The organism is Serratia sp. JSRIV004, from assembly GCF_019968705.1.
GTDB classification, from domain to species: Bacteria; Pseudomonadota; Gammaproteobacteria; order Enterobacterales; family Enterobacteriaceae; genus Chania; species Chania fonticola_B.
The window spans coordinates 4,383,281-4,404,179 of record NZ_CP074140.1; the positions used below are offsets into that span (position 1 = coordinate 4,383,281).

General features: G+C 53.8%; 21 protein-coding genes and 1 riboswitch. Of the genes, 15 read left to right on the forward strand and 6 right to left on the reverse strand.

The features are described 5' to 3' along the window. Positions 1 to 43 precede the first annotated feature (43 nt). The 10 genes from KGP21_RS20905 to gutQ all read left to right on the forward strand — a co-directional run bounded on the left by KGP21_RS20905 (position 44) and on the right by gutQ (position 8,986). Complete coding sequence (locus KGP21_RS20905) at positions 44 to 1,504, forward strand: mannitol dehydrogenase family protein (protein ID WP_223536182.1); 1,461 nt, start codon at positions 44 to 46, stop codon at positions 1,502 to 1,504. Positions 1,505 to 1,605: 101 nt separating this feature from the next. Continuing rightward, the gene (locus tag KGP21_RS20910) at positions 1,606 to 2,292 is read left to right on the forward strand and encodes a GntR family transcriptional regulator (protein WP_223536185.1); all 687 of its coding nucleotides are present in this window, start codon (positions 1,606 to 1,608) and stop codon (positions 2,290 to 2,292) included. A 223-nt stretch (positions 2,293 to 2,515) separates the two neighbouring features. Continuing rightward, entirely contained in the window at positions 2,516 to 3,565 is a 1,050-nt protein-coding gene (gene fbaB / locus KGP21_RS20915) for a class I fructose-bisphosphate aldolase (RefSeq protein ID WP_021178801.1), read from the forward strand. Between the two features lie 243 nt (positions 3,566 to 3,808). Further along, positions 3,809 to 4,357, forward strand: a complete 549-nt coding sequence (locus KGP21_RS20920) for a PTS glucitol/sorbitol transporter subunit IIC (RefSeq protein WP_021807150.1) — start codon at positions 3,809 to 3,811, stop codon at positions 4,355 to 4,357. A 15-nt stretch (positions 4,358 to 4,372) separates the two neighbouring features. Further along, positions 4,373 to 5,362: a PTS glucitol/sorbitol transporter subunit IIB gene (locus tag KGP21_RS20925; RefSeq protein WP_021807151.1), complete on the forward strand. Its 990-nt coding sequence runs from the start codon at positions 4,373 to 4,375 to the stop codon at positions 5,360 to 5,362. 18 nt (positions 5,363 to 5,380) lie between these two features. After that, positions 5,381 to 5,743, forward strand: a complete 363-nt coding sequence (gene srlB / locus KGP21_RS20930) for a PTS glucitol/sorbitol transporter subunit IIA (protein ID WP_021178804.1) — start codon at positions 5,381 to 5,383, stop codon at positions 5,741 to 5,743. A gap of 10 nt (positions 5,744 to 5,753) precedes the next feature. Next, positions 5,754 to 6,533, forward strand: coding sequence for a sorbitol-6-phosphate dehydrogenase (srlD, locus tag KGP21_RS20935; RefSeq protein WP_024527024.1), 780 nt, complete (start codon positions 5,754 to 5,756; stop codon positions 6,531 to 6,533). A 272-nt stretch (positions 6,534 to 6,805) separates the two neighbouring features. Then, complete coding sequence (gene gutM, locus KGP21_RS20940) at positions 6,806 to 7,162, forward strand: transcriptional regulator GutM (protein WP_021807153.1); 357 nt, start codon at positions 6,806 to 6,808, stop codon at positions 7,160 to 7,162. An 83-nt stretch (positions 7,163 to 7,245) separates the two neighbouring features. Next, positions 7,246 to 8,022 carry a DNA-binding transcriptional repressor gene (locus KGP21_RS20945; protein ID WP_021178807.1) on the forward strand — a complete coding sequence of 259 codons (777 nt, stop codon included), beginning with the start codon at positions 7,246 to 7,248 and terminating at the stop codon, positions 8,020 to 8,022. Then, positions 8,015 to 8,986 (forward strand): arabinose-5-phosphate isomerase GutQ, encoded by a 972-nt coding sequence (gene gutQ / locus KGP21_RS20950; protein WP_021807154.1) that lies wholly within the window; start codon positions 8,015 to 8,017, stop codon positions 8,984 to 8,986. Before KGP21_RS20945 ends, gutQ begins: the two co-directional genes overlap by 8 nt. Before the next feature lie 74 nt (positions 8,987 to 9,060). Here the strand turns inward: gutQ and KGP21_RS20955 are convergent, their stop codons facing one another. From KGP21_RS20955 to thiM, 4 genes are all read right to left on the reverse strand, one after another. Next, entirely contained in the window at positions 9,061 to 9,519 is a 459-nt protein-coding gene (locus KGP21_RS20955) for an inhibitor of vertebrate lysozyme family protein (protein ID WP_094982774.1), read from the reverse strand. Positions 9,520 to 9,602: 83 nt separating this feature from the next. After that, positions 9,603 to 10,652 carry a Fic family protein gene (locus tag KGP21_RS20960; protein ID WP_223536187.1) on the reverse strand — a complete coding sequence of 350 codons (1,050 nt, stop codon included), beginning with the start codon at positions 10,650 to 10,652 and terminating at the stop codon, positions 9,603 to 9,605. 127 nt (positions 10,653 to 10,779) lie between these two features. Further along, on the reverse strand, positions 10,780 to 11,580 hold the full coding sequence (thiD, locus tag KGP21_RS20965; protein ID WP_021807158.1) for a bifunctional hydroxymethylpyrimidine kinase/phosphomethylpyrimidine kinase: 801 nt from the start codon (positions 11,578 to 11,580) through the stop codon (positions 10,780 to 10,782). Further along, the gene (thiM, locus tag KGP21_RS20970) at positions 11,577 to 12,371 is read right to left on the reverse strand and encodes a hydroxyethylthiazole kinase (RefSeq protein WP_223536189.1); all 795 of its coding nucleotides are present in this window, start codon (positions 12,369 to 12,371) and stop codon (positions 11,577 to 11,579) included. The genes thiD and thiM overlap by 4 nt, the downstream gene beginning before the upstream one ends. Before the next feature lie 36 nt (positions 12,372 to 12,407). Further along, positions 12,408 to 12,499: riboswitch (TPP riboswitch) on the reverse strand. A gap of 112 nt (positions 12,500 to 12,611) precedes the next feature. Between thiM and rluF the strand changes: the two genes are divergently transcribed. The 3 genes from rluF to KGP21_RS20985 all read left to right on the forward strand — a co-directional run bounded on the left by rluF (position 12,612) and on the right by KGP21_RS20985 (position 15,467). Next, positions 12,612 to 13,373, forward strand: coding sequence for a 23S rRNA pseudouridine(2604) synthase RluF (gene rluF / locus KGP21_RS20975; RefSeq protein WP_059201507.1), 762 nt, complete (start codon positions 12,612 to 12,614; stop codon positions 13,371 to 13,373). A 210-nt stretch (positions 13,374 to 13,583) separates the two neighbouring features. Then, the gene (locus tag KGP21_RS20980) at positions 13,584 to 15,170 is read left to right on the forward strand and encodes a phosphoethanolamine transferase (RefSeq protein WP_218519033.1); all 1,587 of its coding nucleotides are present in this window, start codon (positions 13,584 to 13,586) and stop codon (positions 15,168 to 15,170) included. An 81-nt stretch (positions 15,171 to 15,251) separates the two neighbouring features. After that, positions 15,252 to 15,467: a YgdI/YgdR family lipoprotein gene (locus tag KGP21_RS20985; RefSeq protein ID WP_021178824.1), complete on the forward strand. Its 216-nt coding sequence runs from the start codon at positions 15,252 to 15,254 to the stop codon at positions 15,465 to 15,467. Positions 15,468 to 15,577: 110 nt separating this feature from the next. Here KGP21_RS20985 and glsA read toward each other — a convergent pair whose 3' ends face one another. Continuing rightward, positions 15,578 to 16,516, reverse strand: a complete 939-nt coding sequence (glsA, locus tag KGP21_RS20990) for a glutaminase A (RefSeq protein WP_223536191.1) — start codon at positions 16,514 to 16,516, stop codon at positions 15,578 to 15,580. 430 nt (positions 16,517 to 16,946) lie between these two features. Further along, complete coding sequence (gene pepT / locus KGP21_RS20995) at positions 16,947 to 18,176, reverse strand: peptidase T (RefSeq protein ID WP_223536194.1); 1,230 nt, start codon at positions 18,174 to 18,176, stop codon at positions 16,947 to 16,949. Between the two features lie 245 nt (positions 18,177 to 18,421). Here pepT and KGP21_RS21000 point away from each other — a divergent pair, with 245 nt between their 5' ends. Together KGP21_RS21000 and KGP21_RS21005 are read left to right on the forward strand one after the other, a co-directional pair. Further along, positions 18,422 to 20,014 carry an ABC transporter substrate-binding protein gene (locus KGP21_RS21000; RefSeq protein WP_021178829.1) on the forward strand — a complete coding sequence of 531 codons (1,593 nt, stop codon included), beginning with the start codon at positions 18,422 to 18,424 and terminating at the stop codon, positions 20,012 to 20,014. Between the two features lie 251 nt (positions 20,015 to 20,265). Beyond that, entirely contained in the window at positions 20,266 to 20,889 is a 624-nt protein-coding gene (locus KGP21_RS21005; RefSeq protein ID WP_223536196.1) for a DUF1571 domain-containing protein, read from the forward strand. Positions 20,890 to 20,899 lie beyond the last annotated feature (10 nt).

Consider the following 20,899-nt stretch of genomic DNA (forward strand, 5'->3'; position numbering starts at 1 on the left):
GAAGGTTCTGCGGCAATCAAACCATCACACAGTGAGTTTTAACATGGATACCAAGCTGTTAGCAGCCAACGCCATTGTTCCGCAGTACGATCGTAGCAAACTGGTTTCGCGCCTGGTTCATCTGGGCTTTGGTGCCTTTCATCGGGCCCACCAGGCGGTATACGCCGATATTCTGGCACAGGAACACGGCAGCGACTGGGGGTACTGCGAAATCAACCTGATCGGCGGCGAACAGCAAATCGCCGATCTCAAACAGCAAGATATGCTCTACAGCGTGGCAGAGATGTCAGCCGATGCCTGGAAATGCCGAGTGGTGGGCGTAGTAAAACAGGCGCTGCATGCGCAAATCGACGGGCTGGACGCCGTGTTCCAGGCTCTGGCCCAGCCAGAAGTGGCGATTGTGTCCATGACCATCACCGAAAAAGGCTACTGTCATTCTCCCGCCACCGGCCAGTTGCAGCTAGATCATCCATTGATTGTGCGGGATCTGGCTAATCCACATCACCCACAAAGCGCAGTGGGGGTCATCGTCGCAGCCTTGGCACAACGTAAAGCTGCCGAGCAATCTGCATTCAGCGTGATGTCTTGCGACAATATGCCGGAAAACGGCCATGTGACCCGCAACGTGATCACCACCTATGCCAAAGCGCTCGATCCGGCGTTGGCAACGTGGATCGAAACCCACGTCACCTTCCCTTCCACCATGGTCGATCGCATCGTGCCAGCCGTGACGCCAGACACCCTGGCCCAGGTCGCACAGCAAACCGGCGTGCAGGATCCGGCAGCCGTGGCCTGCGAGCCGTTCCGCCAATGGGTGATTGAGGACAATTTTGTCGCGGGCCGCCCGGCATGGGAACAAGCCGGTGCCGAACTGGTCAGCGATGTGTTGCCGTTCGAAGAGATGAAGCTGCGTATGCTGAACGGCAGCCACTCGTTCCTGGCCTATCTGGGTTATTTAGCCGGTTACCCACACATCAGTGACTGTATGCAGGATGAGCATTACGTCAAGGCCGCCCGCCATCTGATGCTGGCTGAGCAGGCCCCGACGCTGAACACGCCGGGAACCGATCTGGAGAAATACGCCGATTCCCTGCTGGCACGCTATCGCAATACGGCGTTGAAGCACCGCACCTGGCAGATCGCCATGGACGGCACGCAAAAGCTGCCGCAGCGCATGCTGGATTCGGTGCGCTGGCATCTGGCCAACGGCAGTGATTTTGACTGTCTGGCGCTGGGCGTAGCGGGCTGGATGCGTTACGTCGGCGGTAAGGACGAACAGGGTCAACCGATCGACATCAGCGATCCATTGCGTGAGGAAATTGCCCGGCGCGTCGCCAACAGTGCTGAAGGTGAGCCTCGCGTGATGGCGTTACTGCAAATGACCTCGGTATTCGGACGCGACCTGCCGGATAACCAACGCTTCGTCAATGCCGTGACCAGTGCTTATCTGGCGCTGTTGGCGCGGGGAGCTAAAGCGACGGTGGCAAGGGTGCTGGCGCGCTAATAGAAAAGCAGAGAATGCGGGTGGATTTATCCGCCCTCTTTCACGGGTTAATCTGCTAGTATGGTGGCATTCACTACTACTCTCATATATTGATTGTCGCCATGTCAGAATCGTACATCCTCACGAATAATGTCCCGGTCAATCAGCAGATCTATCGTTTCCTGCGCAAAGATATCGTCGATTGCACCATCCCTCCGGGCACGTTGCTTTCCGAGAAAGAGATCTCCACCCGTTTCAGCGTTTCACGCCAACCGGTGCGCGAAGCCTTTATCAAACTGGCTGAAGCGGGGCTGGTGCAGATCTTGCCGCAGCGCGGGACCTTCGTGATGAAAATTTCCGCCAAACGAGTGGCTGACGGGCGCTTTATCCGTCAGGCGGTGGAATGCGCCATCGTGCGGCGAGTTGCCACCACCATCACCCCCGAGCAGTTGATGACGCTGGAGCATAACCTGCATCGCCAGGAGCTGGCGGCACAGAATAATCAGATCCGCGAGTTTTTGGCGCTGGACGATGAATTCCACCATCTGCTGACGCAAATGGCCAACTGTGCTCTGGCGTGGGAAACCATCGAGACCATCAAAGCGACGATGGATCGGGTGCGCTTCCTCAGCCTGAGCGAAGTGTCACCGCCGGAGAATCTGATCCACCAGCATTACCGTATTTTTGCGGCGCTGAAAGCCCAGGATCCGGATGCGGCGGAGCTGGCTATTCATGAGCATTTGCAGGAGATGATCTATTCGATCACCCCGATTGCTCTGCAAAATACCGACTGGTTTGAAGCCGAGTAAAAACTGTTCCCCTCTCCGACCAGGAAAGGGGACGCCATCAACAAGCGCTCACTCGCAAATTTTGCCTTCTAAATAGCATTTCTTCTCAATCGCATCTATTGTCTCTTCGCACCATCAGGTTTTGATTAGTATCTTTGCATAGCTTCAATCACCGCTTTTGACTACGCCGGTGGCCAAATACCCAGAGTTACCGGTGTATAGGAAGCTTTAACGGGAGTGAATCATGACGGATATTGCACAATTGTTAGGTAAGGAAGCGGAAGACCTTTTGCAACACCGCTGCACCACCATCCCTGCGGAAAATCTGTACCTGCCCGGTGGCGACTTTGTTGACCGGGTGATGATCGACAACAACCGCCCAAACAGCGTGCTGCGTTCAATGCAAACCTTGCTGAACCATGGCCGCCTGGCGGGCACCGGTTATCTATCGATCCTGCCGGTCGATCAGGGCGTGGAGCACTCTGCCGGTGCCTCGTTTGCCGCCAACCCACTCTATTTTGATCCAAAAAATATCGTTGAGCTGGCGATCGAAGCCGGATGTAACTGCGTGGCATCCACTTACGGCGTGCTGGCTTCGGTCTCCCGCCGCTACGCCCACAAGATCCCGTTCCTGGTCAAGCTGAACCACAACGAAACCCTGAGCTATCCAACGCAATACGACCAGACCCTGTATGCCAGCGTTGAGCAGGCGTTCAATATGGGGGCGGTGGCGGTTGGTGCAACCATTTACTTCGGTTCCGAGCAGTCACGCCGCCAGATTGAAGAGATCTCGATCGCCTTTGAGCGCGCTCACGAACTGGGCATGGTGACCGTATTGTGGGCCTATCTACGTAACCCTGCGTTCAACAAGGATGGCGTCGATTATCATTCCAGCGCCGATCTGACCGGCCAAGCCAACCACATTGCGGCCACCATCGGTGCCGATATCGTTAAACAGAAAATGGCCGAGAACAACGGCGGCTACCGTGCAGTGAAATTCGGTTATACCGACGATCGCGTCTATGACAAGCTGACCACCGATCACCCGATCGATCTGGTGCGCTACCAGTTGGCAAACTGCTACATGGGCCGTGCCGGTTTGATTAACTCTGGCGGCGCCGCAGGGGAAAACGACCTGCAAGAGTCAGTGCGTACCGCCGTGATCAATAAACGGGCTGGCGGGATGGGCCTGATCCTGGGGCGTAAAGCGTTCAAGAAATCGATGAAGGATGGCATCGCCCTGATCAATGCCGTGCAGGACACCTATCTCGACAACAGCGTCACCATCGCTTAATCGTTATTTATCAAATTATTAGTCTTCGAGGCTCAGCTCTGCTGGGCCTTTTTCATGTCCTAACCCCTCTCTTCCTTCATTATTAATTTCTTTTCTTTCATTTTTATCTTTCACAATAAAATATTTATCTTTCAAAGTGTGATCCATTTAAAACAAAAGCCGAACCAAAGTGGTTACTGTATGACCCATGGCGAAAGAGCCGCACTTCGCTCCAGGCCATAGCATCCATCACAGGAGAAAAAAATGATTGAGCTAATAACCCACGGAGCCGAATGGTTTATCGGCCTGTTCCAAAAAGGCGGGGAAGTGTTTGTCGGTATGGTGACCGGCATTTTACCGTTGTTGATCAGCCTGTTAGTTATCATGAACGCGTTGATCAACTTTGTTGGCCAGGAACGTATCGAACGTTTGGCACAGCGCTGTGCCGGTAACCCGGTTTCACGCTACCTGCTACTCCCCCTGATCGGCACCTTTGTGTTTTGTAATCCGATGACGTTGAGTCTCGGACGTTTTATGCCAGAGAAATATAAACCCAGTTATTACGCCGCAGCCTCCTACAGTTGCCACTCCATGAACGGCCTGTTCCCCCATATCAACCCTGGCGAACTGTTCGTTTACCTCGGCATTGCCAGCGGTTTGACCACGCTTGGCCTGCCGTTGGCTCCTCTGGCAGTGAGTTACTTCCTGGTTGGGCTGTTCACCAACTTCTTCCGCGGTTGGATCACCGATCTCACCACCAGCATATTTGAACGCAAGATGGGCATCCAACTGGATCGCCAGGTTCAACTTTAATTTGTGGAGCGCAGCATGAGTGCTTATATCCGTATTGAGAAAGGTGCTGGCGGCTGGGGTGGCCCACTACAGTTACCTATCGAGCCAGGTAAGAAAATCGTCTATATCACCGCCGGTACCCGCCCGGCGATCGTCGACAAACTCAGCGATTTAACCGGCTGGCCTGCGGTAGACGGTTTCAAAGAAGGCGAACCACCGGCGGAAGAGATTGGTCTGGCGATTATTGACTGTGGGGGGACGTTGCGTTGTGGCATCTACCCTAAACGCCGCATCCCGACCATCAATATTCATTCAACTGGCCGTTCTGGCCCGCTGGCGCAGTTTATTCTGGAGGATATTTACGTTTCCGGCGTACGGGAAAACAACATCAGCCTGATTGAAGTTGCACAAGGGTCTGAAACTCCTCCGCCCAGCGAAAAACAGCCACAACCAAAGGTTCGTGATTACGATACCAGCAAAAAAATCACCGAACAGAGCGATGGCCTGTTGGCAAAAGTCGGGATGGGTATGGGGTCAGTTGTCGCGGTGTTTTTCCAGGCCGGACGTGACACCATCGATACCGTGTTGAAAACCATTCTGCCGTTTATGGCCTTCGTCTCGGCGCTGATCGGCATCATCATGGCCTCGGGTCTGGGTGACTTTATCGCCCACGGCCTGACGCCGCTGGCCAACAGCCCAATCGGTTTGGTGACGTTGGCGCTGATCTGTTCCTTCCCCCTGCTTTCACCGTTCCTCGGCCCTGGCGCCGTCATCGCTCAGGTCATCGGCGTGCTGGTGGGCGTACAGATTGGTCTTGGCCATATTCCCCCTCAGTTGGCACTCCCGGCGCTGTTCGCCATTAACGCCCAGGCCGCCTGTGACTTTATCCCGGTGGGTCTGTCCCTGGCAGAGGCCAAGCAGGATACGGTGCGTGTCGGCGTCCCTTCGGTACTGGTTGGGCGCTTCCTCACTGGCGCACCGACGGTCCTGATCGCTTGGGCCGCATCGGCCTTTATCTATCAATAAATTGCCCGGAGGAAAACCATGAGCACCATTTTCCAGACCACTATCACCCAGATTGGCGGCTGCGCCCGTGACGCACTGCTGGACAATATGCTGATCACCTTCCGCGAAGGCGCACCGGCAGATATTGAAGAGTACTGCTTCATCCACCAGCACGGCGAGACCGCCGGTGAATTACAAACCGGGGGCGTGATGGAGCTTGGCGATCGGCGCTACCCCATCACCGCTGTCGGAGAGGTTGCCACCCAGAACCTACGCGAACTGGGCCATATCACCGTACGTTTTGATGGAGAAACTCAGGCCGAATTCCCTGGCACGATCCACGTAACAGGCAGCACGCCCGCTGATATCCCGTTAGGCAGCACACTGAAATTTATCGCATAAGGAGTAGATCATGTCTGAAGTAGCTGTAGTGATTGGCGGTGGCCAAACGTTGGGGGCTTTCCTGTGTCATGGCCTGGCTGAAGCGGGTTATCGCGTTGCGGTCGCCGATTTGAATGCCGACAACGCCAATCTGGTGGCACAGCAAATCAATCAGGAGTTCGGGGCCGATCGCGCCATCGGTTTCCAGGCCGATGCCACCGATGAGGCCAGCGTTATCGCGCTGGCTAGTGCGGTTGACCGGGCTTTCGGTCAGACCAACCTGTTGGTGTACAGCGCCGGGATTGCCAAAGCCGCGCCGATCACCGATTTCCCACTGGGGGATTTTGACCGCTCCTTGCAGGTGAACCTGGTGGGTTATTTCCTGTGTGCCCGCGAGTTCTCTCGCCTGATGATCCGCGACGGTATCGCCGGGCGCATCATTCAAATCAACTCTAAATCCGGCAAGGTCGGCAGCAAGCATAATTCCGGCTACAGCGCCGCCAAGTTCGGTGGCGTTGGATTGACGCAGTCGCTGGCGCTCGATCTGGCCGATTACGGTATCACCGTGCACTCCCTGATGCTCGGTAACCTGTTGAAGTCGCCGATGTTCCAGTCGCTATTGCCGCAATATGCACAGAAGCTGGGCATCAAGCCGGAAGAAGTTGAGAAATATTACACCGATAAGGTGCCGCTGAAACGCGGCTGTGACTACCAGGACGTGCTGAACACGCTGCTGTTTTATGCCAGCGACAAAGCCTCTTACTGCACCGGCCAGTCGATCAACATTACCGGCGGGCAGGTGATGTTCTGATTTACGGGCTGGGAATAAGGGCTAACTAAATATGTACCTAACAGCCCCTCACCCCCACCCTCTCCCACAGGGAGAGGGGGCCAGTACGGTGTCATAGTCAGGTATAGGACTCTATCTGAAGAACGCTAACCCCATATTTTGATACCGTGCCGTGGTTAAATACAGGAATAACGTTGTAGCACATTCGGTCCCCTCTCCCTGTGGGAGAGGGTTAGGGTGAGGGGTCGATCGCCGGACTCTCTCCCTTTATTTTCACACAGGAGAACAACCGTATGACCAGCGCACTCATTACCTTCGCCGTTATCGCCTGGCTGCTGCAAATCGCCCTGGGTTGGTGGCAGCTACAGCGCTTTAACCGCGCGTTCGAGAGCCTATGCCAATTGGGCACCGTGGGCGTTGGCCGCTCTGGGGGCCGGTTCAAACCCCGCGTGGTATTGGCGCTAGCGTTTGACGCACAACAGCGGGTATGTGGCAGCATGCTGATGCGCGGCCTGACCATCTTCGCCCAGCCGAAACAGCTCACGCAGTTACATGGCATGCACCAACAACAACTCTGCCCAGATGTGATCTTCCCTGAGGATCGGGCATGCCAAACTGCACTATCGTTAGCGATCGCACCGAAATCATGATATTTTCACATTAAAAGACATTACCTTTCATAGTGAACTATCTCACCGAGAGGAATGGTCAACTCTTGTGAACAGGGATCTCTATGAAACCAAAGCAGCGGCAAGCCGCTATCCTCGAATACTTGCAGCGGCATGGCAAAACGGCAGTGGATGCCCTGGCAGAGCATTTTTCCACGACCGGCACTACCATCCGTAAAGATCTCACCTTGCTGGAAGAAGAAGGCGAGGTGATCCGCACCTATGGCGGCGTGGTGCTTAGCCGTGACGATGGCGATCAGCCCATCGATCGTAAAACCCATATCAACACCGAAAAGAAACGGCAGATCGCCTATGCCGCCATCAAGCTGATCGATGATGGTGATTCGCTGATCTTTGACGCAGGCAGTACGGTATTGCAGATGGTGCCACATCTGGCGCAGTTCAATAACATCACCGTGATGACCAACAGCCTGACTATCGTTAACGCGCTGGTGGAACTGGATAACGATCAAACCATCCTGATGCCCGGTGGCACCTACCGTAAAAAATCTGCCTCCTTTCACGGCAGCCTGGCGGAGTCGGCATTTCAGCAGTTCAGCTTCGATAAGCTGTTTATTGGGGCCGACGGTGTCGACCTCAATGCGGGTGTCACCACCTTTAATGAAGTGCATAATGTCAGCAAGGCGATGTGTGAAGCCGCCAGCCGTATTGTGTTGCTGGTCGATTCCTCGAAGTTTGGCCGCAAAAGCCCCAACGTGGTGTGCGATCTGAGCGTTGTGGATACCCTGATCACCGATAACGGCATCAACCCGGATTACCTGGCTGCGCTACAGGCTAAAGGTATCAATATCATTCTGGTAGGAGACCCCCTTGATGAGTAACGCCACTGCCCTGCTCAACTTTGCCCGTGAAACGCTGGAAATTGAGCTGACCGAAGCGCAGCGCCTGCTGACACGCCTGGATGACAACTTTGTCCAAGCCTGTGAACTGCTGCTCAACTGCCGTGGCAAGGCGGTTATTTCCGGTATTGGTAAATCCGGCCATATCGGCAAGAAGATTGCCGCTTCATTGGCCAGCACTGGCACCCCGTCGTTTTTCGTCCATCCGGCGGAAGCCTTGCATGGCGATTTGGGGATGATCGGCGCCGATGATGTGGTGATCTTTATCTCCTATTCAGGCCGCGCCAAAGAGCTGGATCTGATCCTGCCGCTGCTGGCAGAGAGTAAGATCCCAGTCATTGCCATGACCGGTGGCAAAGAGTCGCCACTGGCGCTCGGGGCTGCCTGTACGTTGGACATCAGCGTTGAACGTGAAGCCTGCCCGATGGGCCTGGCACCAACCTCCAGCGGAGTGACTACGCTGATGATGGGGGATGCATTAGCGATGGCCCTGATGCGCCAGCGCGGTTTTAATGCCGAGGATTTTGCCCGTTCCCATCCAGGTGGCAGCCTGGGTGCTCGCCTGCTCAATCGCGTCCATCACTTGATGCGTACCGGCGATCGCCTGCCGATGGTGCAAGAAAGCGCCAACGTAATGGAAGCCATGCTGGAGTTGAGCCGTACCGGGCTAGGCCTGGTAGCCGTATGCGATGCACAGCAAAAAGTGGTGGGCGTATTTACCGACGGTGACCTGCGCCGCTGGTTGGTGAAGGGTAATAGCCTCAATGACGGCCTCAGCCCGGCGATCACTCGCCCCGGCTACCGCTTGCCAGAACAGTGGCGCGCCGGGGAGGCTCTGGAAGCGTTACACGAACAACACATCAGCGCCGCTCCGGTGGTGGATATCGATGGCGTACTGGTAGGGGCAATCAACCTGCACGACCTGCATCAAGCCGGGATCGGCTGATATCACGTAGGGGGCGTAGCATGCTACGCCCGCTTAACTACTACCTTGGCGCGTAGCTTTCCCCCTCAGCAGCGTTACTTCCAGTCTGGATTGCCCTCAAACTGTTTCTTCAGCAACGCTTTCATCTGATCATCCGGTTTACCCAGCCATTGATATTTGGCGTATTTCTTCGGATGGTCGATGGCCTGCGGCTTATTGGGCACTTCAACCCGCACGCCCCAAGCCTGGGACTTGTCGGCTTTAAAAGCCACAATCATAAAGTTATTGGCGCAGTCATGCGGCTTGCAGATGTTACCGATCTGGTAGCTTTGCCCTTGCCAGGTGACGGTTTCAGCTGGCGTGGAAGTGCCGATCCCTTTACGCGCCCAACCCGGTAACTGTGCCTGCCCCTTCACCATATTTTTCCAACTGGTTTGGTAGCCCGGCTGCTGGATCAGATCTGAGGCAGTGATAATCTGTTCGGCAAAACTGCCGGTGCTAAATCCAAGCAGGGTCGCAACCAGGGCTCCCAACAACCTCTTTTTTCCTATCATGGTCTCCTCCCTCGGTAAATCAAAAGCGTAGCTCCAAGTAGCTCAGACCACAATTAAACGGGAAAGTTGGCTCAGCGTTTTCGTCAGACTACCTGCCAATATCCTTTTTTGGTTGCCCCAACCCTGATTAGCCGCTTTCCTTCCTGGAGCACCTTGAGGCTTCGCTCAATGGTACGGCTGCTCATCGCCAATGTTTCCGCCAATTGGGCAATGGTGACGGAGGGATTGGCAGCAATAATGGCCAAGATGCGTTCAGTCGTTCGACTCAGCGGTAGTAAATTTTCTTCCGACATTTCTTCCGACATTTCTTCCGACATTTCTTCCGACATTTCTTCCGACATTTCTTCCGACATTGTGGCAGACTTCCCCTTCTGCTCGCCAATACCTTCGGCTAATGCCGCCACCAGTTTCTCCAGCATGAAGTCAATAAATGCGGTGCAATCGCTAGCCCTATCACAGACTCCCAGGACTCGGTAATAGTCCTGCTGTTGATTATGGATCAGGGTTTCAACCGGTAGCCATGCCAACTCTGAACGCCACTCACTGAGGATCAACGTTTGCCATAAACGCCCCATTCGCCCATTGCCATCGGCAAACGGATGAATAAATTCGAACTCATAGTGAAAGATAGAGCTGGCGATCAGTGGATGAATATCGGTGTGCTTTAACCACGCCAACAGATCGCCAACCAAACGCGATAGTTGATTGGCAGGTGGCGCCATATGGATAAGTTGTTTATCTCGATATACCCCAACATTGCCGCTGCGTAGCTGCCCCGGAGCATCGACCAGCCCTCCCATTAATAAACCATGTGCCGCCAACAAATCCTCAAGCCGATGGCTTTGCCAGCTTGGCAATTTTTCATAGGTAAGGATGGCGTTACGGACTTCCTGAATATCTTTTGCCGGTGCCAACACCCGCTTACCTTCCATGATCGCAGTCACCTGCTCAGTAGACAGGCTATTATGCTCAATGGCCAATGAGGCCTGAATGGTGCGGATACGGTTCTCTTTGCGTAACAAAGGTGAAGATTGCCCAGCCTGCGCGGCCCAATGCCCCAATAGCTCCCCCACCTCAATCACTCGATTCAGGATAGCTGGCGTAATGGTATAAGGTGGTTGATAACCAGCCATCTTGCTTCCCTTTATTTTCACAAATCAATCAGCCTGAGCCGCATTGGGCCTGGTTCCCGATCATGGAGGGCTCGGTGGAAAATATCAAGCAATTGACCAACTAGCATCGGCTAGTGGAAAAGTTGGCTCACCACCAGGCATGGAAATGATGCACCGGCCCAATACCCTGCCCTACCTCCAGGCTATCGGCCTGCTGTAAGGCCTGTTGCAGGTAGTTTTTTGCCGCTGCCACGGTATCGGCCCAATTTGGGTAGCGTGGGCGCAGGGCTGCCAGTGCCGCAGATAAGGTGCAACCGGTGCCGTGCGTGTGCCTGGTCGCTATGCGCGGCGCACTAAAGCGCTGCTCAAAGCCGGGGATAAATAGCCAATCTGGGCTTTCCTCTTCACTTAGGTGGCCCCCCTTCATCAACACCGCCTGACAGCCCATCGCTAATAACGCCTGGCCCTGCTCGCGCATTTGTGATTCGTTTTGCGCCGGAGCGCAGGCCAGCAAAGCCGCCGCCTCTGGCAAGTTCGGCGTGATAATGGAAACCAACGGCATTAGCTCACGGCGGATGGACTCCACCGCTTCCGGTGCCAGCAGCGGGTCACCACTTTTAGCCAGCATCACCGTATCCAGCACCACATAAGGCAGCTTGTAATGGCGTAGGCGCTCGGCCACCGCCTGCACAATGTCGGCGTTAGCCAGCATACCGATTTTAGCGCTGTCGATACGCACATCGCTGAGTACCGAATCCAACTGGGCGGCCACAAATGCCGGTTCGATATGATATACCGACTGCACGCCACGGGTGTTCTGCGCCACCAGCGCGGTGATTACGCTGGTGCCATAGGCCCCCAACGCGGAGAAGGCTTTCAGATCGGCCTGAATACCGGCCCCACCGCTAGGATCGGTACCAGCGATGGTGAGAGCGTTAATCCGTTTCATAGCAGATCCTCCATTCGCAGTTGGTAGAGGGCATCCAGGAAGGCGGTAGTAAAGCTGCCAGGGCCAGAACAAGTCGCGGTGGCCCTTTCACCACATAGCGCCATCACGCGGCAAGCGGTGGCAACATTATCCAGCCGATCGCCCGGCAAACTGCAAAATGCTGCCGCGACGGCCGAAAGCGCGCAGCCCGTCCCCACCACGCGCGTCATCAATACATCGCCACCCGTGACGGCCCAGTCTCTTTCACCATCAGTGATGTAGTCTGTCTCACCGGTGACGGCCACAATGGCCCCACAATTACGTGCTAATACGCGTGCTGCGGGTAATGCCATCAGCGAGTCATCCTGGCTATCTACGCCACGGGCGCTGGTCTGCAGGCCGCTCAATGCAATGATTTCCGACGCGTTGCCACGGATCGCCGCAGGCCGCAGGGTGAGCAAGCGGCGGGCGAAGATTGCTCGGTATTCCAATCCCCCAACGGCAACCGGATCCAGTAACCAGGGCTTTTCAGCACGATTGGCAGCCTCGATGGCGGCTAACATCGACTCTGCCCGCGAAGCGTGCAGGGTGCCGATATTGATCAACAGCGCATCAGCAACGCGGCTGAACTGCGCGGCCTCTTCCGGTTCCACTACCATCGCCGGTGAAGCACCAAGCGCCAGCAGCACGTTGGCCGTCAGCTCTTGCACCACTTCGTTGGTCAGGCAGTGGATCAATGGAGGTTGGCGTTTAAATTGGTTAAAACAGGCCGCGGCACGGGTGCCGGATAACACATCAGGTCGAGTAAACATAGCGCTCCCAACCGGCGTTCAAGAAGGCGGGTACCGGTTGAGATACCGCGACATCCCTACGCTGGTATAATCCAGATCAGGTAATACGGGTAATTTCTCAGCCCCTAAGGGCACCCCGAGTCGACGTTTGCCATTATTGAGGCTGTGGCCAGTGAGGTCAATCACGCGATAGCGTCAAAAAATAAAAAGGAGACGCCGTCTCCCCCAGATAATGTATAGTTCGCGTTTAACGGGGAAACCATGCTCACTCACTCATCTATCCGCCTTAACAAATACATTAGCGACAGCGGCATTTGTTCTCGTCGCTCTGCCGACCGCCACATCAAGCAAGGCAACGTTTTCATCAACGACAAGTTAGCCTCCTTGGGCGCTCAAGTATTGGTCGGGGATGTGGTCAAAATTAACGGCCAGCCGATCGAACCGCGCGATGCGGCCGATCTGGTGCTAATCGCGCTGAACAAGCCGGTTGGTATCATCACCAGCATGGGAAAGCACGTGCGGGATAACATCGGTGATTACGTTAATCACAATAGGCGCATCTTTCCCATCGGGCGGCTGGATAAGGACTCTCAGGGGCTGATTTTCCTGACCAATGATGGCGAACTGTTCAATAAGATCCTCCGTGCTGGCAATAATCATCAAAAAGAGTACCTGGTCACCGTCAACAAACCGGTGACGGATGAGTTTATTCAGGGCATGGGCGCAGGCGTACCCATACTGGATACGGTGACTCAACAATGCCTGGTGGAGCAAGAAGCCCCGCAGATGTTTCGCATCACGCTGGTGCAGGGGCTTAACCGCCAAATCCGCCGTATGTGCAAATATTTTGGTTATCATGTCACCAAACTTGAGCGCCAGCGTATTATGAATATCACTCTGCAAGGGTTACCGCTGGGCGAATGGCGGGATTTGACCGATGATGAGCGGATCGAGTTATTCGAGCTGATTGAACACTCCTCGTCCGAGGATATTTCCGCCCCGCGTCAATATAGCCAGATATAGGCGACTGTCGCGATATGCAATCAACCTCTCAAAACAGCCGCTAATTATCAGTTGATCTTGTTTTCATTCGGCTCTATCTTCTCGCATCCGGGTAAATGTTGCGGCTCGCTGGATGCGGTCTATCCCTCCTCCCCTTTCCGTCAACCAAACGGATTTATGACTCTTTTCTTGTCAGAGTTACCACACGGCATTTGATAACTTTCGGTAAACATGAACTCAACGGTTAAAGATACCCTGGCAGCACGTGACGTCACCCTAACCCCGTGGACAGGCTTTTACTTCCTGCAGTCGCTGCTGATCAACTTCGCCCTCGGCTATCCATTTAGTCTGCTGTATGCCGTGGCGTTTAGCTGTGTGTTACTGCTGCTGTGGCGCCTCAGCTCGCGCCTGCAAAAGAGCGTGATCGGGCTGTGTAGCCTCATCGCCGCCCTGTATTTCCCATTTTCTCAGGCCTATGGCTCGCCCAATTTTAATACCCTGCTGGCGTTACACTCGACCACGGTGGAGGAGTCCAGCGAGATATTGACCATCTTTCCGTGGTACAGCTATTTGGTGTCCCTGTTTATTCTGGCACTGGGCATTATCGCGTTGCGCCGTAAGCCAACCCCGAAAGGGGCTTGGAACACCCTCCAGAGCTTATGTCTCACCATCAGCGTGGTCTGCTTTTTTGTCACGCCAGTGCAGAATCTGGCATACGGTGGCGTGTTTAAATTGACCGATTCTGGTTATCCCGTGTTTCGTTTCGTCAGAGATGTGATCGCCAATAACCAGGAAGTGATTGATGAAAAAGCCCGTATGCAGGCGTTTTCACAGCTGAAAGATTCCTGGAACGTGCTGACGGTGAAACCGAAATATCATATCTACATGGTAGTGATCGGCGAAAGCGCGCGGCGAGATGCCTTAGGGGCGTTTGGTGGGCACTGGGACAATACCCCCTTCGCCAGCCACGTAAACGGTACGCTGTTGCTTAACTATATTGCGGCCAGCGGCTCAACACAGAAATCGCTCGGCTTAACGTTAACCCGTGTCATTAACGGCAAACCGCAGTATCAGGATAACTTCGTCACGTTGGCCAATCGTGCAGGTTTTCAGACCTGGTGGTTCTCCAACCAAGGCCAAATTGGTGAATATGACACCGCTATCGCCAGCATTGCCAAACGTGCCGATGAAGTGCAGTTCCTGAAAAACGGTGATTTTGAAGCGGATAAGAACACCCATGATGAAACGCTGCTCAAGATGACCGCCCAGGTTTTTGCCGCCCCACGCAGCACTAACCCGCAGTTGATCGTCTTGCATCTGATGGGTTCACATCCGCAAGCCTGCGACCGGACTCAGGGGAAATACGCGGACTTTGTGCAATCCAAAGAGACCTCCTGCTATCTTTACACCATGACGCAAACGGACAACCTGCTGAAACAGCTCTATCAGCAGTTACGCGACACCGGGGAAAGTTTCTCAATGGTCTACTTCTCCGATCACGGTCTGGCGTTTAAAGAGCGCGGTACCCAGGTGCAATATCTGGCGCACGATGATCAGTTTCAGCAAAATTTTCAGGTCCCCTTTATGGTGCTTTCCAGCGATGACACCGCACACCGCCTGATTAAAGCCCCTCGTTCAGCCAATGACTTCCTGACCTTTTTCGCCTCGTGGACCGGGATCAAAACCAAAGAGCTGACGCCGAAATACTCGTTTCTTTCCGAGCAAAAAGCCGGCCCCGTCTATATCACCAACTTTAAGCTCAAGAAGGTGGACTACACCCATTTGCCGACGGATATCTTTGAAACCCAAACGCGCTAAAGTGTAACAAGGTTGCCTTTGCATCTCGGGCCACTTCGTCTGTAATATGAGGCAGTTAAAATGAAAAGAGCCTGTTGACCAATGAAAAAACCGACTTTTCTGCCTCTCATTGTCCTGACACTGGCACTGGCGGGTTGCACCAGTGACTACATTATCACGACTAAATATGGCGATATCCTACAGGCCCACGGCGAACCGGACACTGACCGCAGTAGCGGTATGACCAGCTATACCGGCATGAACGGCGACTATCATCTGATCAATACCAATGATATTTCCGGAATAGTAAAAAAATAGCCTTCCCTACGGCTGTGTGACTTTCACACCAGACCTGCATAAAGCCTGCCATGGATTGCAGCGGTAACCTGTTTTATGCAGGCCCTTAGGAACTAGCGGCCTGTTCATGATTAACGACTCCGATAAAGGTTATATCCCATTTGCTGGGCAACAGCCGCAACCATTTTTTGCCCACGCACGCTGTTACCAACGGGATCAAGAGGAGGTGAGAACGCAGCAATCCCCATTACGCCGGGCACCACGGTCAAGATACCGCCTCCAACACCACTTTTACCCGGTAAACCCACGGTATAGGCCCAATCGCCTGAACTGCCATACATCCCTTCCATCGTCATTTCTGCCAAAATAAAGGGGGTGTTAGATTCTGTCAGCACTCGCTTTTTGCTGACGGGGTTGATACCACCAGCGGCAATTGTCGCCCCCATCGTGGCCAATTCAATGGTATTAAGCAGCGTTGAACATTGGCGGGTATAAACATCGCAGGCTTCCATTGGATCGCAGTACATCGCATCGGCGCTATAGAGTAACCAGGCGATCGCACGGTTATGGAAGTTGGTCGATTGCTCTGAATCATTCACCTCGTCAGAGAGTGCGATTTGTGCACCCGCTAACTGCTGTTGCATATCAAGAATGCGCAACCAGCGGTTTTCACGGTCACTCGCTTTGACTAAGCTCACCGTTGACATTGCCCCGGCATTCACCAGCGGCGAGAGGGGTTTACCTTTATGTAGCTCAAGAGCAATCACCGAGTTAAAGGGCAAGCCGGTGGGATCGGCACCAATCTTCTCCTGTACGTCTTGTGGGCCAACATCTTCCAACGCCAAGGCTAGCGAGCACACTTTTGAAATTGACTCCAGCGCAAAGCGGAACTCCGCATCGCCCTGAGAAATGATATCCCCGTCGACGGTCACAATCGCCAAGGCGGCTAAATGGCTTGGCACGCTCGCTAAAAAAGGGATATAGCTGGCATTCTCGCCACCACTCAATGTGGAATACTGCGCATAGGCATTCGATGCCACCTGTTGAAGCCGTTGTAAATCGATAGTCATGTTGTTGACTCCCAGACTGAATTTGCGAGGTTGGGAGGTAATACTCACAACCCTTGAAATAAATATTAAGGTTTTGGCAGCGGAGCGGTTGGTACAGAAGGTTCAATAGCTCTCATCACGCCAATGGCTATACAAAGCCATAATCGGCCCCAGCCATTCTAGGCCCGCCCACTTAAACATAGTGTAATAGCCGGCCAACAAGCTCTGGGTGATAATGGCGATAGGATAGTTTCAAGAGCGGTATGATCAGCTATACCGGCATGAACGGTGATGATCATCCGAACATAGTGAAAAAATAGCGGGTGTCTGAGTTTTTATCTGCTAATCCGTAATGGCTTTCTTGTTTATTAGCGCTAGCCAAACAAAGAAAACTTTCGCTAACCAGGCTTGAACAAGCCTGGCTGCGATAATGTTGAAGCGATATCGGCCCTTATTTAGCCGCCAGCTTGCACAGCGTTAACGCCACATTGTAGGAGGCCTCGAACGACTTAAGGGGTAAAAACTCGAACCGTGAATGGAAGTTATGCGCGCCGGTAAAGAAATTGGGCGTTAATAACCCTTTTGCCGACAACGCAGCACCATCGGTGCCCCCGCGCATCGGGATGACTTTAGGCTCAATGTTCAACTCGGCCAGTGCGGCAAAAATCAGATCAATGGCCCGGCGGTCATCGGTGATGGCATTGCTGATATTGCTGTAGGTATCGCTGATGTGATACTCCACCCGGGCGGTGGGATACTGCGCGGCAATCTTCTCCGCTACTTCACCAATCTGCTGCTTGCGGCGCTCAAAGTTCGCCAAGTCGAAATCACGGATATTGGCCTTCAGCAGCGCTTCGCTTTGTGATGCCTGCATGCCGTTAAACCAGATATAACCTTCACGCCCTTCGGTATGCTCAGGAGTCTGCTGGCGATCGAAGTGGCTGATATAATCCATCGCCATCAGCAGCGGGTTCACCAGCACGCCTTTGGAGGACATCGGGTGGCTGGTCACACCGGCAAAGCGCAGTTCGGCGCTGGCGGCGTTGAAGTTCTCATACACCACTTCGCCCAATTCACAACAGTCGATAGTCCAGGCAAAGTCGACGTCGAAACGCGCCATATCCAGCGCTTTGGCACCGCACAGACCAATCTCTTCATCCGGTACAAATGCCACCACGATATCGCCGTGTTGGTCCTCTGCGGTAAGGTTTTCCAACACCGTCATCACTACCGTGACGGCCGCTTTGTTATCCGCCCCCAACACGCTGGTGCCGTCGCTGAAAATAATCTCTTCCCCCGGATAGGCTTTGATTTCCGGGTGTTCAGCGGTACGTAGCCAGATATCTTGCTGCGCGTTCAGGCACAAATCTTCACCGGTAAAACGCAAGATTTGTGGGTGGATGTCCGGCGATAAACCAACGTCTACGGTATCAATATGGGTGATAAACCCGATACGTGGCGCGCCGGGTACATTGCCTTTTTTCACTGCGGTGACGGTGGCATGTTCGTCAATAACCACATTATCCAGGCCGAGTTGGCGTAGTTCCTCTGCCAACATTTCTGCCATGGCGAACTGGCCAGGAGTGCTGGGTAAAGTACTTACCGCTGGGTTACTCTGGCTGGTGACGGCCAGGTAGCGGAAGAAACGTTGGGTTAACTGCGTGGCGAGCGGTGAAGACATTGTGTTGTATATGAACGCATCCCGTTTGCAAGGCTCCCATGGCTAGGATCACCAGAGCAATCTTTCAGAATTCACCCTTTTGTTAGAGTTTATTTTTGCCAACTACCGCCTTTACCGAGGCTAGCGTTGACCTCATTGTTATCGTTCGATGTTGTTTGCTGACAATGTAAATTTAATGTTATTTATTAAGCGCTTTAGTACAAGCTTTATTTTTCAGTGGTAGGCTCACCAACAGGAAGATAGTGATGATAATTAAAATTACAAAGCTTGCGCTGACCGTAGCAGCGCTCTCAATAAGCTCTGGGGTAGCAGCAAAAACGTTAGTCTATTGTTCAGAAGGTTCACCAGAAAACTTTAACCCGCAGCTCTACACCTCCGGGACCAGCGTAGATGCCAGTGCGGTGCCGATCTATAACCGACTGGTGGATTTCAAAGTCGGTACCACCGAACTGCAGCCTAGCCTGGCAGAAAGCTGGGACGTCAGTGAAGACGGTAAGGTGTACACCTTCCATCTGCGCCAAGGGGTGAAGTTCCAGAGCAACAAATATTTCAAGCCGACGCGCGATTTTAACGCCGATGATGTGATCTTCTCGTTTATGCGTCAGAAAGATCCAAACCATCCCTATCACAACGTTTCCAACGGCAACTACTCCAACTTCGAGAGCCTGGAGTTTGGCAAGTTAATTACCGCCATCGACAAGGTTGATGACCATACCGTGCGTTTTACTCTGGCCCATCCGGAAGCGCCGTTTGTTGCCGATTTAGGCTGGTATTTCGCCTCAATTCTCTCGGCAGAATACGCCAATAGCATGTTGAAAGCGGGCACACCAGAGCGTGTGGATATGGAGCCGATTGGCACCGGGCCGTTTGAACTGAAGCAGTATCAGAAAGACTCCCGCATCCTGTTTAGCGCCTTCCCTGATTACTGGCAGGGCAAAGCGAAAATCGACCGTCTGGTGTTCTCCATCACGCCGGACGCGTCGATCCGTTACGCCAAGCTGGAAAAAAATGAATGCCAGGTGATGCCATTCCCTAACCCGGCAGATCTGCCACGCATGCGGGAAAATAAAGACATCAACCTGATGCAAAAAGCGGGCTTGAACACCGGCTTCCTGGCGTTTAACACCCAGAAGGCACCGCTGGATAACGTGAAGGTCCGTCAGGCGTTGGCGCTGGCCATCAATAAACCAGCGATCATCGAGGCGGTTTTCCACGGTACCGGCACAGCGGCGAAAAATATACTGCCACCGGGCGTGTGGAGTGCCGATGCGGATTTGAAAGACTACGATTACGATCCGGAGAAGGCCAAAGCCCTACTGAAAGAAGCCGGCTTCGCCAACGGCATGACCATCGATCTGTGGGCAATGCCGGTTCAGCGTCCGTATAACCCGAACGCCAAGCGCATGGCCGAGATGATCCAGGCCGACTGGGCAAAAGTGGGCGTAACGGCCAAAGTAGTCACTTTCGAATGGGGCGAGTACCTGACGCGGGTGAAAAACGGCGAGCATCAGGCCGCACTGATGGGCTGGACCACGGCAACCGGCGATCCGGATAACTTCTTTGGTCCACTGTATAGCTGCACGTCAGCCAACGGCGGTTCCAACTCGTCGAAGTGGTGCTATCAGCCGTTTGATAAGCTGATCCTGGAAGCTCGCGCCGAAAGTAACCACGAAAAACGTGTAGCGCTGTACAAAGAAGCCCAGCAGATGATGCACGATCAGATGCCTGCGGTGATGATTGCCCACTCGACGATTTTTGAGCCGGTGCGCAAAGAAGTCACCGGATACGAAATCGACCCGTTCGGCAAACACATTTTCTATCAGGTCGATGTGAAATAAGCACCGACGCTTGAACGATGACTCAGGGCTTCAAACCGAGAGGAATGAAGCCTTTTTTATTGGCGAAAAGCTCATTCAAGGTATGTGGCATATTAAGCCCGAAAAACTCGAATAGTATGATGTTTGAAGAATAAACCGCCATCGCCTGTGATCCAGATCCTATATTTAATTAATGAGGCCAGCCTTTTCGGCCATGGTTCCGCAGGGAGAAAAGTATCAACCACTTATTCGGCAACCAATGGCTACTGGCAATGGCGTTGATAACCAGTGCCAATGCTGCCCCCACACTTTCACCGGATCCGATGGTTCTGGCGCAGGAGCAATTTGCGCAGATTGCTGCGTACCAATGCAGGATCGACTCTCGAACGGCACAAGGCGATCGTACCCTGATGCGTTACAGCTACCGTAAGCCGGGTTATGTGCGGATGGATTTCAGCGAACCTCATCGCGGTGCCGTGCTGATCTATGATCCCGATAGCGCTAAGGTGCGCGTATGGCCATTCGGTATCGGCACTCTGCCAGTGTTGAGCCTGTCATCCAGCAACTCATTGGTACAAGGGCCTAACGGCCATCGCGTAGACCAATCGGACGTCGGCACCTTGCTGCGTAATATTCGTCACCTTCAGCAAGGGGGAAAAACGACCGTGGTCGGCAAGGAGACCCTGGCTGGCCAAGGCGCTTTGCATGTCACCATCCTTGGAGTGGCGGGGGTTAGCGTCGATGGCGTTCACCGTTATGAAGTTTGGCTAGAGGAGAGCCACGGCTTCCCAACCAAGGTGGTCAGCTACGATAGCAACGATCGAGAAATGGAAACCGTGATGATGGATGCGCTGGTGTTCAACCTGCATTTTCCCGCTGACTTCTTTACCCCTTAAGGCAGAACTC